Origin of the sequence: Thiohalorhabdus sp. Cl-TMA (assembly GCF_041821045.1) — a bacterium.
GTDB lineage: Bacteria > Pseudomonadota > Gammaproteobacteria > Thiohalorhabdales > Thiohalorhabdaceae > Thiohalorhabdus > Thiohalorhabdus methylotropha.
Genome location: NZ_JBGUAW010000004.1, coordinates 229291 through 243073 on the forward strand (window position 1 = coordinate 229291; position 13783 = coordinate 243073).

Below are 13783 nucleotides of genomic sequence, written 5' to 3' on the forward strand. Positions count from 1 at the left end.
GTCCGCGCCCCCGGAGGGCGCTTCCGGCCAGGAAGGCCTGGGCGCCCGCCGCCCCGCTAGGCTCCTCCGGGCCCGCTCACGGCGCGCGCCTCGGCGATCAGCTTGCGCACCGACTCCACGGAGGCGTCGAACTGCTCCCGCTCGGCCTCGGTGAGGTGGATCTCCACCACCTGCTCCACGCCGCCGGAGCCGATGATGGCCGGCACCCCGATATAGAGATCGGAAACGCCGTACTCCCCCTGCAGGTAGGCGGCCACCGGCCGGATGCGGCGCTGATCGCGGACGATGGACTCCACCATCTCGGTGATGCTCGCCCCAGGCGCGTAGTAGGCGGAGCCGGTCTTCAGCAGCTCCACCACCTCGCCGCCACCGTGGCGGGTGCGCTCGACGATGGCCTCCAGCCGCTCGGCGGAGAGCAGCTCGGTGATGGGAATGCCGCCCACCGTGGAGCTGCCCCGCACCGGCACCATGCGGTCGCCGTGGCTGCCCAGCACCATGGCCGTAACGTCCTTGCCGGAGACCCGCAGCTCCTGGGAGATGAAGCGCCGCATGCGGGCGGAGTCGAGGACGCCCGCCATGCCCATGACCCGGTTGGGCGGGAAGCCGGTCACCTCCTTCACCGTGCACACCATGGCATCCAGGGGGTTGGTGACCACGATGACATAGGCCTCGGGGGCATGCTCGGCCACCTGCCGGGCGATGCCGGAGACGATCTCGACATTCTTGCGCAGCAGCTCGGAGCGGTCCATTCCGGGCTTGCGGGCCATGCCGGCGGTGATCACCACCACCTCGGAGCCGGCGATGTCGGCGTAGTCGTCGGTGCCGGACACCGCCACGTCGAAGCCGGCCACGGGACCGGACTCGGCAATGTCCAGGGCCTTGCCGCGGGCCATGCCGGCGTCGACATCCACCAGCACCAGGTTGCCCAGCTCCTTCTTGGCGATCAGGTGGGCGGCGGTGGCGCCCACCTGCCCGGCGCCGATCATGGCGATCTTGGGGAGATGCATCGGGCCTGCTCCGTTCAGTGCTTCGCCCCGCTCGCCCGTAGCACGGCGCGGCGGAGCCGGAAAATGGAATACCCCAGGGAAAGTCCCAGCAGCGCCCCCTTCAGGGCCGCATAGGCCAGGACCACCCCGGCGCCCAGCCACACGGGATGGTCGAAGACCCGCTCGTAGGCCCGCATCCATTCGAGCCGCACCAGCAGGCGGTCGAGCCCGTGGAACAGCGCCGAGATCCGGTCCAGCACGGCATGGACCGGCGCCTCGCCGAACCAGGCCGCCGCCCCCGCATAGAGGGCGGGGAGCCGGAGGCCGCGCACGGCCACCGCCCAGACCAGCGCCCCGACGAGGAGGGCGTCGAGGGGCGTGAGCGGGCGCCAGGCAAGGCGCAGGCGCCGCGCCAGGGCGGCCGGACGCGTGATCCATTCCCGGAGCCCCGAGCCGGGATCGCTCCAGAGGGCCCAGGCGCGACGGCGTCCCCTGCCCCGGTAGACCGCCACCAGGGAAAGCCGCTGCCCGTCGCGGAAGAACCTGCCGGGAATGCGGAGCGGCAGGCGGCGCGAGCCGGTATCCAGAGAGAGGCCGTCCCGGGACGATTCCCCGTCCTGGCGCACCCAGCCGTCCACCCGCTTCAGGTGGACCCGCTTGCCCAGGACCCGGGTACGCAGCCGGGAGGCCATGCCGCCCTACATGTTGTCCACGACGGCCTGGGCGAACTCGGAGGTGGACAGCAGGGTGGCCTCGGGCATGAGCCGCTCGAAATCGTAGGTGACCGTCTTGTTGGAAATGGCGCCTTCCATGCCCTTGATTACCAGATCGGCGGCGTCGGTCCAGCCCAGGAAGCGCAGCATCATCTCCGCGGACAGGATCAGCGAGCCGGGATTGGCCTTGTCCAGGTGCGCGTAGCTGGGCGCCGTGCCGTGGGTGGCCTCGAACATGGCGTACTCGTCGGAGAGATTGCCGCCCGGGGCGATGCCGATGCCGCCCACCTCCGCGGCGAGGGCGTCGGAGATGTAGTCGCCGTTGAGGTTCATGGTGGCGATGACGTCGAACTCGGCCGGACGCAGCAGGATCTGCTGCAGGAAATTGTCGGCGATGGCGTCCTTGATGAGGATCCGGCCCTCCTCCTCCGCCGCGTCCCAGGCGGCGTTGGCGGCTTCCACGCCGTCCTGGTCGCGGATGGCCTCGTACTGGCGCCAGGTGAAGGTGCGGTCGCCGAACTCCCGCTCAGCCAGCTCGTAGCCCCACTGCTTAAAGGAGCCCTCGGTGAACTTCATGATGTTGCCCTTGTGCACCAGGGTCACCGACTGGCGGTTGTTCTCCAGGGCGTACTCGATGGCCTTGCGCACCAGCCGCTGGGTGCCCTCCTCGGACACCGGCTTGATGCCGATGCCGGAGGTATCCGGGAAGCGGATGCTCTCCACGCCCATCTCCTCGCGCAGGAACTTGATCAGCTTGCGGGCCTCCGGGGAGCCCGCCGGCCACTCGATGCCGGCGTAGATGTCCTCGGAGTTCTCGCGGAAGATGACCATGTCCACGGTCTCGGGCTTCTTCAGCGGCGAGGGCGTGCCGTTGAAGTAGCGCACCGGACGCAGGCAGACGTACAGGTCCAGCTCCTGCCGCAGGGTCACGTTGAGGCTGCGGAAGCCGCCGCCCACGGGCGTGGTCAGCGGGCCCTTGATGGCCACCCGGTAGTCGCGCAGGGCCTCCATGGTCTCCTCGGGGAGCCAGTTGTTGTCCCCGTAGGTGTGCACGGCCTTCTCGCCGGCGTAGATCTCCATCCAGCTGATCCGCTTGTGGCCCTCGTAGGCCCGCTCGACGGCGGAATCCACCACCTTGCGCATGGCCGGGGTGATGTCCGTGCCGATGCCGTCGCCCTCGATGTAGGGCAGGATCGGGCGGGAGGGGATGCGCCACTGGCCATCCTCGCCGCGGGTGATCGGTTCGCCGTCTTCCGGTACCTGGATCTTGTCGTACGCCATCGAGTGTTGCACTCCGTCTGCTTTCACCATGACCCCGCGCCCCGGATGTCCGGCACCCGGGGAAAGCGGCTGTACTTGCGCGTCAATTCGGGGGAGAAGGCTAACCCGATCTGGCGGCCGGCGCAATTTGCCCGGAGCGCCCCGGATCCGCCGGTCGCTAGCCCGGCCCTCGCAGGTACCGAGCCTCCAGGTGCCTCCGGAAGGCCCCGGTGTCCAGCGGTTTGCCGGTGGCGTCACTGATCAGCGCCTCGAATTCCTCCAGGCTGCCCCGGGCCCACACCCGCTCGGCAAGCCACCGGCGCGGCGGGGCCAGATCCCCCGCCGCCAGCTGGTGGTCCAGCGCCGGCAGATCCAGACGCAGGGCTTCCATGAGCTGGGCGGCGATCAGGGCACCCAGGGCATAACAGGGGAAATAACCGAAGAGGCCGGCGGCCCAGTGCGGGTCCTGCATGACGCCGTTGCCATGGTCGCCCTCCGGGGCGACGCCGAGGTGCTCGCGCATGCTGGCCTCCCAGGCCTCGGGCAGGTCCGCCACCGCCAGTTCGCCGGTGACCAGCCGCTGCTCCAGCAGGTGGCGCAGGCGGATGTGCAGGGGATAAGTGCACTCGTCGGCCTCTACCCGGATCAGCCCCGGCGCTACCCGGGTCAGGCGCCGGAAAAGGGCCGCTCCGGACCCTTGCCGCCGGTCCGGGTCCGCCCCCCGCGCCTCGGCGAGCATCCCGTCCACCTGCGCCAGGAAGCCGGGGTGAAGGCCCACCTGGTTCTCCATGAACAGGCTCTGACCCTCGTGGACCGCCATGCCGCGCGCCCGGCCAGCGGGCTGGTGGCGCCAGCGCGCCGGCAGGTGCTGCTCGTAGAGCGCGTGGCCGGCCTCGTGGACGGCGGCCAAGAGGCCGGGGGCGAAGTCGCGCTCTTCGAACCGCGTGGTGATACGGATATCGGCCGGCGCCCCGCCGGTGAAGGGATGGGCCGCCCGGTCCAGCCGCCCATGATGGAAATCGTAGCCGAGCAGCCCCGTAACGCGCCGGGCGAGATCCTCCTGGAGATCCGCCGCGAAGGGGCCACCCGGATCGGGGGCGGCTTCCCCCTCCCGCTCCGCCCGCGCCACCAGGCCGGGAAGGAAGTCCTCCAGCTCGCCGAGCAGTCCTTCCGCCCGGTCCGCGGTGAGGCCCGGCTGGAAGCCGGCAAGGAGCGCCCCGTAGCGGGTCACTCTCTCTGTCTCGGCCAGGGCGGCGGCCTGCTCCCGCACCCGCTCCACCACCGTTTCCAGATGAGGCCGGAAAGCCGCCCAGTCGCCCGCCGGGCGGCAGGCCGCCCAGGCGGACTCGGCCCGGGCGGCGGCCTCGGCCAGGGCCCCGGTCAGTCCCTCCGGGACCGCCGCCGCCCGCCTATGGAGCCGGGCCATCTCGCGGAGATTGGCGCGGTCCTCGACCGCAAGCGATCCGGGCTCCACCGCCTCCAGCCATTCACCCACGCGCGGATCGGCGAGCCGGGCGCGCCGCCAGCGGGCCACGGCCGCCTGGGCCCGCGCCCGCTCCTCGGCGCCCCCGGCGGGCATGACCACCCGGCGGTCCCAGTCGAGGATGCCCCGGACGTGGTCCAGGGCCGCCAGCTCCTCGAAATGCCCGTACAGGGCCTGATAGGCGTCCACGGCGCCCCCCTATTGCAAGGGCGTATCCGAATCGTCCTCCGAGCCCCGGGAGCGGTCCATCTCCAGCAGGGTCACGAGCAGCTGGGCGCGCTGGTTGAGCGTCTCCGCCAGCAGCAGTCCCTGCTTCTCCCGCGCCCCCAGGGGGAGCATCATGGCCAGGGTGTTCACCAGTCCTTCGGAGCCCGCTCCCTCCAGGGAATCCCAGTCCACCTCCAGCTCCCTGTTCTGCAGATAGGCTTCCAGGGCGCCGAGCAGGCGTCGCCGGTCCAGATCGGGCTCGGGTGCGGGCTTCAGGTCGCCGCTGTAGTGGCCGTACTCCATGCGGACCTGCCGGAACGGGGTATCCACCTCCAGCTCCGCGCCCACCGAGAACCGGCACAGACCGGTCAGGGTGATGAGGTAGCGACCGTCCTCGGTCTCGCTGAAGGCGCTGAGCCGCCCCAGACAGCCCACCCGGGCCAGATCCGGGCTCATGGACTCCCCTTCCGCGCCGGCCGTGGCGGGCTGGATCATGCCGATCACCCGGTCACCCGCGAGCGCGGCATCCACCATGGCCAGGTAGCGGGGCTCGAAGATATTGAGCGGCAGCCGCACCCGCGGCAGGAGCACCGCGCCGGTCAGGGGAAATACCGGGGCGGAGGAAGGGAGTGCGTCGATATCGGGATAGCGTCCCCGGGTGCCCATAGAGACCTCGCGGTGGGGCGTTGCCGCCCTGGGTTATCCTCTCACTCTCCCAGGCCGCGGGCCGCTCGCCAAGGAGGGCGAGCGACGCGGCCCGTTCCCGGAAGGCTAGCCGCCGTTTCCCAGCAGGGCGGCGGCGATCTCCTCCCATTCCGCGGCCAGGGAGGACTGGGACATCTTGCGGCCGGCCCGGCTGTACCAGTACTGCGCGTTGCCGCGATCCCCCTCCTCGCGGTGCAGGTAGGCGTGCACCCAGGCGCCGCTGCGGCCGGGCTCGGCCTGGGCCAGACGGTGGGCGCCGTCCCAGTCGCCCTGGGCGTCCCACCAGAGTGCCTGCAGGGGACGTCCCACCCCGTCGGGGGGGCCGTCGTCGGACAAGCTCGCCTTGAAGGATTCCAGATCCATGGCTCCTCCTCCGCGCTCCCGGGCGGTGCCCGCCGGGAAGCCCTAGGTTGCCGTGCAGATGCGGAACTAAATTTTCCTCACCAAATCAGATTTTTATAGGGGGGCAGCAATGGGAGCCGGCCCGGCTCCAGGGAGCAAGCCGCCATGTTGCATCCTGAAGACAGCTTTATGGTCAAGAACTTGGCCGTGATCCTCATCGGGCTCATGGGAATCACCCTGGCCCTGATCATCGTCGCCAACTACGTGGTCTGAACCACATGGCCTGACTACCACGCGCGGGCCGGCGGTCTAGCCGGCGGCCTATAGGATGGCGCGCACATTCTCCGGAGGCCGGCCGATGGCCGCGCGATCGCCGTTGACCACGATGGGCCGCTCGATGAGCTTGGGGTTCTCGGTGAGCAGCCGCAGCCATTCGGCCCGGCTCCGCTCGTCCTGCTTGGACAATCCCAGCTCCTTGAACAGCTTTTCCTGGGTCCGGGTAACCTCCAGGGGACCCTTGTCCAGCATGGTGCAGATGCGGTCCAGCTCCTCCGCCGCGGGGGGCGTCTTCTGGTAGTCGATCACCACCGGGTCCAGGCCCTCCTCCTTGAGCAGGTCCAGGGTCTGGCGGCTCTTGGAGCAACGGGGATTGTGGTAGATGGTTATGTCCGACATGGCGCCTCCCTGTCATGCTGGATGTCCGGCGCCGGACTATAGCATTCCTGGCGGCCCGCTGCCCGCTCCCCTAGCCTTCCGCGCGGACATAGCCGTGGGGCGTGTTGCGGCTGGGTCGCTCATCGCCCGCATGGCGCGCTTCACGGGACCGTCCGCCGGACCCAGCGGCCCGAAGCCGAACCGCGCCCGCAAATCCTCCGGGATCTCCGCCAGGTCGCTAACCCACTGGATGCGTCCGGCGCGCTCCGCCGGCTCCAGCCGGGCCCGCTCCCGTCGGCTAAGCAGGCTGCTCATGGGCGCGCTCCTTCCGGGTGCCGGAGCTCAAAGCTCCTCCTCGCCTTCCTCACGCAGGTAAAAGCAGCGGCGAATGGCGCCGTCGTCGCCGAATTCGTAGATCCGCGGCACGGCCAGCGGGATGTCGAGATGGGGGATGGCGTCGTCGGCGATCCCCTCCAGGTACTTCACCAGACCGCGCAGGCTGTTGCCGTGCGCGGCCACCACCAGATCCGAGCCCGCGCGCAGACGGGGCTGGAGCTGCTCGCGCCAGCACGGCAGCACCCGGTGTACGGTGTCGGCCAGGGATTCCGCAGCGGGAATCTCCCCGGGCTCCAGGCCGCGGTATTTGGGCTCGAAGCGCGCATGGCGGGGATCGTCGGGCTCGAGCTGGGGCGGGCGGACCGCATAGGAGCGCCGCCACTGGTGCACCTGCTCCTTGCCGTAGATCTCCTGGAAGGCAGCCTTGTCCTCCCCCTGCAGGGCGCCGTAGTGGCGCTCGTTGAGCCGCCAGTCCTTGAATTCCGGGATCCACATCTGGTCCATGTGGTCCTGAACGATCCACAGGGTGCGGATGGCCCGGCGCAGGTAGGAGGTGAAGGCGGTGTCGAAGGTGTATCCGGATCCATGCAGCCGCCGACCGGCTTCCCGGGACTGCTGCACTCCCTTTTCCGAAAGGTCCACGTCCGTCCAGCCGGTGAACCGGTTTTCCAGGTTCCACTGGCTCTCGCCGTGCCGGATAAGGGCGAGGTAGGGCATAGGAGAAGGGCTCCATGGCGGATGAATTGATCTTCCACTTTCCCCCATTTGGTCCCGCCCTGGCCAGGCTCGGTTCACCGCTGGCGGCCGCGGCGCGCGGACCGGCAACCCCGGCGGGCGTTCCGCTGTCCTATAATGCGAGGGTGCAACCGTTCCGCGGGGGTCTCCCATGCATCTCCTGATCGCTACCGCCGGCCTGCTCGCCCTGCTCTTCGGTCCCCAGTTCTGGGTCCGCAGCGTCATGGCGCGCTACGGCAAGGACCGCCCCGACTATCCGGGCACGGGCGGCGAGCTGGCGGACCACCTCCGCGAGCACCTGGGCCTCGACGGCGTCCGCGTGGAGGCCTCGGAGAAGGGCGACCACTACGACCCGGACCGCAAGGTGGTGGCCCTCCAGCCCGAGCACTACCACGGACGCTCCCTGACGGCAGTGGCGGTGGCCGCCCACGAGATCGGCCACGCCCTGCAGGACCACGCCAACTACCGGCCGCTGCGCATGCGCACCCGCCTGGTGCAGATCGCCCAGGGCTTGCAGCGCACCGGTACCGTGGTGGTTATGACCGCCCCGCTCGTGCTGCTCGCCAGCCGCTCCCCCACGGGACTGCTGGTGCCCCTGCTGGCGGGGGTCGTCAGCGTGGGCGCGGCGGCCGTGGTCCATCTGGTGACCCTGCCGGTGGAGCTGGACGCCAGCTTCAAGCGCGCCCTGCCCGTCCTCGAACGGGGCGGCTATCTCCCCGAGGCCGATCGCCGCCCCGCCCGGCGCATCCTGTCCGCGGCCGCCCTCACCTATGTCGCCGCCTCCCTGTCCGGAATGCTCAACCTCTGGTACTGGCTGCGGCTGCTGCGGCGCTAACGGACCCTCGGGAGCCCACCGATGAAGGGCGGCCCGAATGCCGCCCTTGTCGTACATCAACCGTCTTGGCGCCGCCGATCAGCCGCGACGCCGGACCCGGCGGAACTCCAATACCGTCAGCGCCAGGCCGATCACCAGCATGAAGAACACGAAGACCGCTACGGCCAGATGGAGGTTACTACTCATGGTCTTCGCTCCGGGCCACCAGGGCCGCCAGCTTGAAATAGATCCCGAAGCACAGGATCGCCGGGACCCAGATGGCGGTGAAGATGCCCTGGCTCTGGTTTCCGGAGTACCAGAGAAAACCGGATACCGCGAAGGAAACGATGACGGCGAGCAGGATGAAGAAATCGGAAAGCTTGAACATGCAGGGCCTCCTTCTGAAACCGGTACCCGACCGGAGATAGGATCCGGGAGCTAGAAATCGGCGAAGGCCAGGCTGGCCACCAGCAGCCCCGCCACGATCACCGCGGCGACCGCCCGCAATCCGCCCGGTCCCGACGCCCCCGGGACCGGGGGAAACCCCGGCAGGAAGCCCAGCAAAACCCACAGCAGGAGCACGCCGGCGACACCGGCGCTCAGGATTCCAAGCAACAGCCGCCAGCGGGGCAGGGGACGGCCGCGGAACCGCAGGCCCAGCCGAAACACTGGGGGCGGTCGATTCCGGGAACGGGGACGCTGACGCTGCCGCATGTAACCTCGCTGCCGGGAAAGTCGGATCGACGGAAGATCGCCCGGTATTCTTTCCCGAGTAACACCCGGGGAAGAATCGTGTATATAGGGCTACCAAGCAGCTTCGGGAGGGGAAGCCTACAGGTCGGGATGATCAGACCCCGTCCGCCTATCCAACAACAAGCAACGAGTCTGGGCTTGTCCTAATTGCATTATCCGCCCGATCCCCTTAACGCTCTTCCTACCAGACCTTTCCTAACGGCCTGCGGATGCACGAAGACCTGAAAGATCCGAATCAATTCCAACAGAGCGTTAAGCCATCCGTCACCGAGCAGTAATCCATGCTAGAAGCCGTATTCTTCGGCCTTGACCCCCGCCTCCTGGGTCTGATCGTCCTGATCGTGCTATTCCTAGCCACCGAGGCCGGATTTCGGCTCGGGCGTCCATACGCGGGGCAAATAGAAAGCTCACAGCGGTCCCAGGCCACCACCCTCCAGGCCGCGATCCTCGGTTTCCTGGCCCTGGTGCTCAGCTTCACCTACTCCGGTTCCTACAACCGCTTCGACACCCGCCGCCAGCTCGTCATCCAGGAGGCCAACGCCATCGAGACCACCTACCTGCGGGCGGGCACCATGCCCGAGAAGATGCGGGAGCGCACGCGGGCCTTACTGCGCGACTACGTCATTACCCGGACACCGACGCCCATGCCAAAGGCAGTTGAGCGGGCCATTGCCAAGGCGGAACGGCTGCATGAAGCACTGTGGAAGCAGGCCGAGCAGTTTTCCCGCAGCGGCGCCGATCCGGCGCGCAAGACGCTGTTCATCAGCTCCCTCAACGAAACCATCGACCTGCACACCAGCCGGGTCGCCGCCTATCTGTACCGTGCCCCGCCGGCGCTGCTGTTCGTACTCCACGTCGGCGCGGTGATCGCGGTGCTTTTCATGGGCTACGTGACAGGGCTGGACAACCGCCGGTTCTATATCGGCCTGGGCGCCATGGTCGTGCTCATCACCATCCTGCTGACCGTGATCGTGGACCTGGAGAATGCGCGGATGGGATTCATCACAGCGAGCCAGCAGCCCCTTCTGGACGTGCAGGAGAACATCGGTGCGGTGGGCCCGGAAGGCCCTCCGAGGGGTTTTCAACCGGGTAGCCGTCTTCCAGGCACCGAGTAGCTCACCCGGGCCCGAGACTGACCGCGGGAGGCACCATTCTGCGGAAAGACCGTGGAAGAGGCGCTTATCCAAGCGGTGTCCTGGCTGCAGGTGGCGGCCGTCGCGGCGATCCGGACGGCCCTGAACTTGTTCCTCCAACGGGAGCTAAGGGAGATGGAAAGCCAGCCGAACCAGAAAATTGCCGATACGACATAAGCATCTAGTGTCCTGTCTCAGGACAGGCCACTAAAAGACGCCCACCTGCCTTTAGTGAAGACCCCCGTCCACGGCGGTCTGCATCTTCTCGATCACCGCATCCAGATTGAAGGCCGCCGGTTTCTGGCGCGGCGGGAACTCGCGGAAGGATTGGAGCTGCTCCGCCGCCAGGGCCTGCATGGGATAGATCACGAAGGCGTGCTCGATGACCCAGTTCCAGTACCCGTTGGCGTTCTCGTCGGCCTGCTCGAAGGGGTCCTGGCGCAGGTTGAAGAGCTTGGGCAGGCGCAGGTCCACGAAGGGCTCCGCCCACAGCTGCATGGTCTTGGCCCGCTGCTCGGCGAACACCGCCTTCCAGTCGCCGTAGCGGATGGCAACAACCTTGCCGTCGTCGTTGGTGTAGAAGAACCACTTGCGGGGACTCTCGTCGGTCTCGCCGCTCAGGTAGGGCAGCAGGTTGTAGCCGTCGATGTGCACCTTGAAATGCTTCTCCCCCGCCTCGTGCCCCTTGCGGAGCTTGTCCACGATATCGGGCTCCCCGACGGCCGCCAGCAGGGTGGGCAGCCATTCCTGGTGGGTGGCGATGCCGTTCAGGACCGCCCCGGAGCGCCACTTGCCGGGCCAGCGGGCCAGGGAGGGCACGCGGTAGGCGCCTTCCCAGTTGGTGTTCTTCTCGCTGCGCCAGGGGCTGATGGCGGCGTCGGGCCAGCTGTTGTAGTGGGGGCCGTTGTCGGTGCTGTAGAGGACGATGGTGTCCTCGGCGATGCCGAGCTCGTCCAGGAGGTCGAGGAGCTGGCCCACGTGGCCGTCGTGCTCGACCATGGCGTCATTGTAGAAGCCCTGGCCGCTCAGGCCCCGGGATTCCTCCTTGAGATAGGTCCACAGGTGCATGCGCGTGGCGTTCCACCAGATAAAGAACGGCTTGCCCGCCTCGTGGGCCTGCCGGATGAAGCCCTTGGTACGGTCGGTGACATCGTCGTCGATGGTCTCCATGCGCTCCTTGGTCAGCGGGCCGGTATCCTCCATGGCTCCGCCGGCGAAGGCGTGGATCACGCCCCGGGGACCGAAGCGCTTGCGGAATTCGGGGTCCTCGGGGTAGTCCGGATGCTCCGGCTCCTCCTCGGCGTTCAGGTGGTAGAGGTTGCCGTAGAACTCGTCGAAACCGTGGTTGTGCGGCAGGAACTTGTCCAGGTCGCCGAAGTGGTTCTTGCCGAACTGCCCGGTGACGTAGCCCAGGGGCTTGAGCAGCTCGGCGATGGTGGGGTCCTCGGCCTGCAGACCCACATCCGCCCCGGGGATGCCCACCTTGGTCAGGCCGGTGCGGACCGGGTTCTGGCCGGTGATAAAGGCGGCCCGGCCGGCGGTGCAGCTCTGCTGGCCGTAGTAGTCGGTGAAATCGATCCCCTCGCGGGCGAGGCGATCGAGGTTGGGCGTTTCGTAGCCCATGGCGCCGTGGTTGTGACAGCTCAGGTTGTACCAGCCGATGTCGTCGCCCCACAGGACCAGGATGTTCGGTTTTCCTTCGGGCATGGCCCTTCTCCGATCGGTTTGGTCAAAACAAAAGCACCAGTCCTCAGCCCCGCTTACAACAGCAACGGTCCTTACTGTTTTGACCTTTCTAGCTGATAAGGGATCGAAAATAGGGGCTCACCCGGGGGTTACGCTGCGGCTACCTAGCTGGCTTGGCCTTCACCCCGCCGCCCCTTCAGCAGCGTCACCAGGAAGAAAACCAGATTCGGCGGGATCATGAGGGCGCTGAAGGCCACCAACGGCACCTCGATGTTTATTCCGGGGGGGCTGTGCTGAGCCACGGCAAGGCAAAAGGGCACATTGCGCATGCTGCTGGCGGTGGCCAGCACCCTGCGGGTAGGAGCTTCGGGGCCGCCCAGAAGCCACCCAATGGCCAGGGATGCCAGGATGAAGCCGAACATCGCCAGCAAGGCCCAGGGCTCCAAGGCCGCCATATTGGCTTGGCGCCGGGCGAGGGTGAAGCCGATAAAGGCGACGAACGCCAAGGTACCGGTAATCACTGCGGGCGGGGCGAGCCTGGTGGCCAGCCCGGGCACCTGCGAGCGCAGGAGTAGGCCGAGCCCCAGCGGTAGCACCAGGAGAAGCAGGAACACCCAGAACGCCCGGGCATAGGGAACGGCCAGGGGCATGCTCCCCGAAAGGGCTAGCTCCATCAAAAAGGGCGAAAGGAATACCGCGACGAGGGAAAGTGCGAAAGCCGTGGTCCCGGCATGGGCCAGCGCCGCCTTTTGTTTGCCCGTAAACTGCAAGGCGCTCGGCCCGCCGGGCGCGCAAGCCAGCAGCAATAATGCCACCGCCAACTCCGGCTTCATGGGCACCAGGCGCACCAGCGCCACGCCCATCAGCGGTATCACCAGGAAGTTCGCAACCAGGGCGCGGCCGAGAAAACCTCGCAGACGCAATGCTTCTCGCATCGCCCCCGTGGTCACCTGCAGGCCGATACCCACCATGGAGGCTGCGACGAAAACAATCAGGGAAACGGTTGCACTGGCACCCATGAAACCCTTCCCCCGGAGAGCAACTGCTTCCCACCGGGATGGATAAGCACCGCCGGCTGCTCGAATACATGTCCGTGGTCTACAGGGTGGGTACGCTCAAGCTGGTTCCCGCCGGCAGACGTCAGAACCGGACCCCGACATACCCGAGGTAGCCCCGATAGGCGTTATCCAGCTGGCCCCGCCAGTCCGGCTCGTCCACCCGGGCATTCAGGGTAAACCGGTTGGTCCCCAGGCCGAAGTGCACGTGCTGGATGGGCCGCCACTCGATAGCTAGCCGCATGTCGTTGTAGGAGCCCCGGATATCCTCGCCCAGCTCCACATAGAGGGATTCGGTGGTGAAAAGCACATGCCAATTGCGGCTGATGGCATAGTCCAGACGCAGCCCCAGCAGGGGTAGCGGCGCCTTCACCTCCTCCTTCTCGGAAACCGCCCCACCGGTCGTCTTCAGCTCCGCTTCATAGCGGGTCACCCGCGCGCCGGCAGTGAAGCCCAGCTCCAACGTTTTCGTGTGATAGAAGGACCAGGTATAGGCGAGCTTCCAGACCTCGTTCTCCAGCGAGCCCTTCACCCGGGCCTCGACGTCGAAGGTCTGGTCCCGGAAGTCGATCTCCCGGCCGATGGTCTTCTTCCCGTCCCGTTCATACTGGAAATAGGAGAAATCGATGCGGTGGTGGGGATTGAACCGGAAATAACCCTGCAGGCGCGGTACGGTCACCCGCTCCTCCACATCCAGGTCGCGCTCCAGGCTGATGCTGGTCCCAAGCAGCCCCGCCGGCCGGTTGGCGCTGATGGTGGAATCCGCATCATCGATGTAGAAAGCTCCCAGGTTCAGGACGAAGGTATCCGGACGTTCCTCTTCCGGGTCGGCGGTCTGCGCCAGTGCGGGTGGAGCCCCCAGGCCCAGTAGGGCTGCCAGGGTACCCGTGGTCACCTTATTCATGAGTATTACCCTTCCAT

17 protein-coding genes are annotated in these 13783 nt (G+C 67.6%); 3 read left to right on the top strand and 14 right to left on the bottom strand.

Annotated elements, in window-relative coordinates; translation table 11 throughout:
• Positions 1-56: 56 nt before the first annotated feature.
• The 9 genes from mdh to gpmA form a co-directional block, all read right to left on the bottom strand.
• Positions 57-1007 (bottom strand): malate dehydrogenase, encoded by a 951-nt coding sequence (gene mdh, locus ACERLL_RS07245; RefSeq protein ID WP_373655401.1) that lies wholly within the window; start codon positions 1005-1007, stop codon positions 57-59.
• A 14-nt stretch (positions 1008-1021) separates the two neighbouring features.
• On the bottom strand, positions 1022-1678 hold the full coding sequence (locus ACERLL_RS07250) for a hypothetical protein (protein WP_373655402.1): 657 nt from the start codon (positions 1676-1678) through the stop codon (positions 1022-1024).
• 6 nt (positions 1679-1684) lie between these two features.
• Positions 1685-2980 carry an NADP-dependent isocitrate dehydrogenase gene (gene icd, locus ACERLL_RS07255; RefSeq protein ID WP_373655403.1) on the bottom strand — a complete coding sequence of 432 codons (1296 nt, stop codon included), beginning with the start codon at positions 2978-2980 and terminating at the stop codon, positions 1685-1687.
• 157 nt (positions 2981-3137) lie between these two features.
• Positions 3138-4631: a carboxypeptidase M32 gene (locus ACERLL_RS07260; protein ID WP_373655404.1), complete on the bottom strand. Its 1494-nt coding sequence runs from the start codon at positions 4629-4631 to the stop codon at positions 3138-3140.
• Positions 4632-4640: 9 nt separating this feature from the next.
• The gene (locus ACERLL_RS07265) at positions 4641-5315 is read right to left on the bottom strand and encodes an LON peptidase substrate-binding domain-containing protein (protein WP_373655405.1); all 675 of its coding nucleotides are present in this window, start codon (positions 5313-5315) and stop codon (positions 4641-4643) included.
• A gap of 105 nt (positions 5316-5420) precedes the next feature.
• Positions 5421-5717: a hypothetical protein gene (locus tag ACERLL_RS07270; protein WP_373655406.1), complete on the bottom strand. Its 297-nt coding sequence runs from the start codon at positions 5715-5717 to the stop codon at positions 5421-5423.
• A 300-nt stretch (positions 5718-6017) separates the two neighbouring features.
• Complete coding sequence (gene arsC, locus ACERLL_RS07275; RefSeq protein WP_373655407.1) at positions 6018-6371, bottom strand: arsenate reductase (glutaredoxin); 354 nt, start codon at positions 6369-6371, stop codon at positions 6018-6020.
• 36 nt (positions 6372-6407) lie between these two features.
• Entirely contained in the window at positions 6408-6665 is a 258-nt protein-coding gene (locus ACERLL_RS07280) for a hypothetical protein (RefSeq protein WP_373655408.1), read from the bottom strand.
• 27 nt (positions 6666-6692) lie between these two features.
• A complete protein-coding gene (gene gpmA / locus ACERLL_RS07285) occupies positions 6693-7403 on the bottom strand; it encodes a 2,3-diphosphoglycerate-dependent phosphoglycerate mutase (RefSeq protein ID WP_373655409.1) in 711 nt (236 codons plus the stop codon).
• Between the two features lie 169 nt (positions 7404-7572).
• Here gpmA and ACERLL_RS07290 point away from each other — a divergent pair, with 169 nt between their 5' ends.
• Positions 7573-8256, top strand: coding sequence for a zinc metallopeptidase (locus ACERLL_RS07290; RefSeq protein WP_373655410.1), 684 nt, complete (start codon positions 7573-7575; stop codon positions 8254-8256).
• A gap of 178 nt (positions 8257-8434) precedes the next feature.
• On the opposite strand, the gene ACERLL_RS07295 is transcribed toward ACERLL_RS07290, so the two are convergent.
• Both ACERLL_RS07295 and ACERLL_RS07300 read right to left on the bottom strand, forming a co-directional pair.
• Positions 8435-8623: a hypothetical protein gene (locus tag ACERLL_RS07295; RefSeq protein WP_373655411.1), complete on the bottom strand. Its 189-nt coding sequence runs from the start codon at positions 8621-8623 to the stop codon at positions 8435-8437.
• Positions 8624-8673: 50 nt separating this feature from the next.
• Positions 8674-8904 carry a hypothetical protein gene (locus ACERLL_RS07300; protein WP_373655412.1) on the bottom strand — a complete coding sequence of 77 codons (231 nt, stop codon included), beginning with the start codon at positions 8902-8904 and terminating at the stop codon, positions 8674-8676.
• Between the two features lie 365 nt (positions 8905-9269).
• On the opposite strand from ACERLL_RS07300, the gene ACERLL_RS07305 reads away from it, so the two are divergent.
• Positions 9270-10103 carry a bestrophin-like domain gene (locus tag ACERLL_RS07305; protein WP_373655413.1) on the top strand — a complete coding sequence of 278 codons (834 nt, stop codon included), beginning with the start codon at positions 9270-9272 and terminating at the stop codon, positions 10101-10103.
• A gap of 51 nt (positions 10104-10154) precedes the next feature.
• Positions 10155-10298: a hypothetical protein gene (locus tag ACERLL_RS07310; RefSeq protein ID WP_373655414.1), complete on the top strand. Its 144-nt coding sequence runs from the start codon at positions 10155-10157 to the stop codon at positions 10296-10298.
• 51 nt (positions 10299-10349) lie between these two features.
• Here ACERLL_RS07310 and ACERLL_RS07315 read toward each other — a convergent pair whose 3' ends face one another.
• The 3 genes from ACERLL_RS07315 to ACERLL_RS07325 form a co-directional block, all read right to left on the bottom strand.
• On the bottom strand, positions 10350-11828 hold the full coding sequence (locus tag ACERLL_RS07315) for an arylsulfatase (protein ID WP_373655415.1): 1479 nt from the start codon (positions 11826-11828) through the stop codon (positions 10350-10352).
• A gap of 143 nt (positions 11829-11971) precedes the next feature.
• Positions 11972-12826 (bottom strand): bile acid:sodium symporter family protein, encoded by an 855-nt coding sequence (locus tag ACERLL_RS07320; RefSeq protein WP_373655416.1) that lies wholly within the window; start codon positions 12824-12826, stop codon positions 11972-11974.
• A 121-nt stretch (positions 12827-12947) separates the two neighbouring features.
• Positions 12948-13766, bottom strand: coding sequence for a hypothetical protein (locus ACERLL_RS07325; protein ID WP_373655417.1), 819 nt, complete (start codon positions 13764-13766; stop codon positions 12948-12950).
• Between the last annotated feature and the right edge of the window lie 17 nt (positions 13767-13783).